A 1775-nucleotide genomic window follows, 5' to 3' on the forward strand; every position below is an offset into this window, starting at 1 on the left:
CTCTATTTTTTTTACTCATTGCTCTTCTTAAAATATCCGCTTCACCATAACTGAAGTTTGCAAATGTGCTCGCTATTTGCATAATTTGCTCTTGATAAATAATAACACCGTAAGTATTTTTTAATATAGGTTCTAAATGTGGATGTAAATATTGAACTTTGCTTGGATCATGTCTTCTTGTAATGTAAGTTGGAATTTCTTCCATTGGACCTGGTCTATACAAAGAAGTTACAGCAACAATATCTTCAAAGTGTTCCGGCTTTAATTTTTTTAATACACTTCTTACACCGTCTGACTCTAATTGGAATATGCCAGTCGTATCTCCTTGCGACAACAATTCAAACACTTTTTGATCATCGAACGGAATCTTTTCGATATCAATATTAATACCTAAATCTTTTTTGACTTGTATTAAGATTTGATGAATAATCGATAAGTTTCTCAACCCTAGAAAATCTATTTTTAATAACCCAATTCGTTCGGCTTCAGTCATTGTCCATTGCGTTAATAATCCTGTATCCCCTTTCGTTAAAGGGGCATATTCATATAATGGATGGTCATTAATAATAATTCCTGCCGCATGTGTAGATGTATGTCTTGGTAAACCTTCTAACTTTTTACAAATACTGAACCAGCGTTCATGTCGATGGTTTCGATGTACAAATTTTTTAAAATCGTCAATTTGATATGCTTCATCAAGTGTAATTCCTAATTTATGTGGGATTAAACTTGAAATTTCATTTAATGTAACTTCATCAAACCCCATAATTCGTCCAACATCCCTAGCAACCGCTCTTGCAAGCAGATGACCGAAAGTCACAATTCCAGATACATGTAGCTCGCCATATTTTTCTTGGACGTACTGAATAACCCTTTCTCGGCGTGTATCTTCAAAGTCAATATCTATATCAGGCATTGTTACACGTTCTGGGTTTAAAAAACGTTCAAATAATAGATTGAATTTAATAGGATCAATCGTTGTAATACCTAGTAAATAACTGACCAGTGAGCCAGCTGAAGAACCACGACCTGGACCTACCATCACATCATTCGTTTTCGCATAATGGATTAAATCACTTACTATTAAGAAATAATCTTCAAAACCCATATTAGTAATAACTTTATACTCATATTTCAATCGCTCTAAATAGACGTCATAATTAAGTTCTAATTTTTTCAATTGTGTAACTAAGACACGCCACAAATATTTTTTAGCTGATTCATCGTTAGGTGTCTGATATTGAGGAAGTAGAGATTGATGATATTTTAATTCTGCATTACACTTTTGAGCTATAACATCAACCTGCGTTAAATATTCTTGGTTAATATCTAATTGTTTAATTTCCTTTTCAGTTAAAAAATGTGCACCAAAATCTTCTTGATCATGAATTAAGTCTAATTTTGCATTGTCTCTAATAGCTGCTAATGCAGAAATCGTATCGGCATCTTGACGTGTTTGGTAACAAACATTTTGAATCCATACGTGCTTTATACCCTGAACTAAAACACTTTGATGATCTAAATACGTATCTTCATGCGAATCAAAAACTTGAACAATGTCACGATGTTCGTCTGCAACATTTTTAAAAATGATAATCAAATTCGATGAAAATTGTTGCAATAGTTCAAATGAAACATTTTCCATTGAATTCATTTTTATTTCCGATGATAGTTGATACAAATCTTTTAATCCATCATTATTTTTAGCTAGAACAACTGTTTCGACTGTATTTAATCCATTTGTCACATATATTGTCATACCAAAAATCGGTTTA

1 protein-coding gene is annotated in these 1775 nt (G+C 32.3%); it reads right to left on the minus strand.

Features of this window, described 5'->3' with window-relative positions; translation table 11 throughout:
* The coding region (gene dnaE / locus IDG60_RS13065; RefSeq protein WP_206160775.1) for a DNA polymerase III subunit alpha at window positions 1–1775 on the minus strand (1775 nt) is incomplete at both ends.

It is taken from the genome of Staphylococcus sp. EG-SA-2 (genome assembly GCF_017152085.1).